Source organism: Modestobacter sp. VKM Ac-2985, assembly GCF_026967925.1.
Classification (GTDB): domain Bacteria; phylum Actinomycetota; class Actinomycetes; order Mycobacteriales; family Geodermatophilaceae; genus Modestobacter.
This window is the reverse complement of sequence record NZ_JAPVBI010000008.1, coordinates 1-614: the sequence shown is the minus strand read 5'-3', so window position 1 is coordinate 614 and position 614 is coordinate 1. Positions and strand designations below refer to the sequence as shown.

Sequence of the window (614 nt, the reverse complement as noted above, 5' to 3'; positions counted from 1 at the left end):
GGCAGCAGCTCGTTCATCGCCCCCGACCGGAAGCCCCGCGGGTCCAGCTCCACCCGGTCGAAACCGGTCACCACGGCCAGCAGCTCCGGCCCGACCAGCGGCACCAGCGCTGCATCGACCTCGACCCGGGCCACGTCCTCCCCCATGTCCCGCACCCGCAGGTCACGCACCGGGTGCCCGGCCCCGGCCAGCGCCGCCCGCAGCGCCGCCTCGGCCGCCTCCACCCGGGCCAGCCCCGCCGCCGACACCGGCACCCCGTAGGCGATCCGGCTGGCCAGACACGCCGCCGCCGGCTTGTCCGCCAACGGCAGACCCCACCACCGGGCCGCCGCCCGGACGTCGTCCTTGGTCATCCCCGCCCGGGCCAGCGGCGCCCACGCCCCCCGCGCCGCCGCCGCCGCGATCCCCGGCCGGAACCCCGCCCGCAGGTCATCGGCGTTCGTGCCGGTCACCACGTCGGCGATCCCCAGCTCCGCGGCCAACGGCGTCAGCACGTCCACCAGCTCGGACTTGCAGAACGCACACCGGTTCCCCGCGTTGGCCACGTACCCCGGCCGCGACAGCTCATCGGTGCGCGGCTGCTCGTGCCGCACCCCCAGGCCCACCGCGAACTC

At 77.2% G+C, this 614-nt stretch carries 1 protein-coding gene; it reads right to left on the bottom strand.

Features of this window, described 5'->3' with window-relative positions; translation table 11 throughout:
- Window positions 1-614, bottom strand: a 614-nt coding sequence (locus tag O2V61_RS22355) for an ExsB family transcriptional regulator (protein ID WP_269185482.1), incomplete at both ends; no start/stop codon positions are given.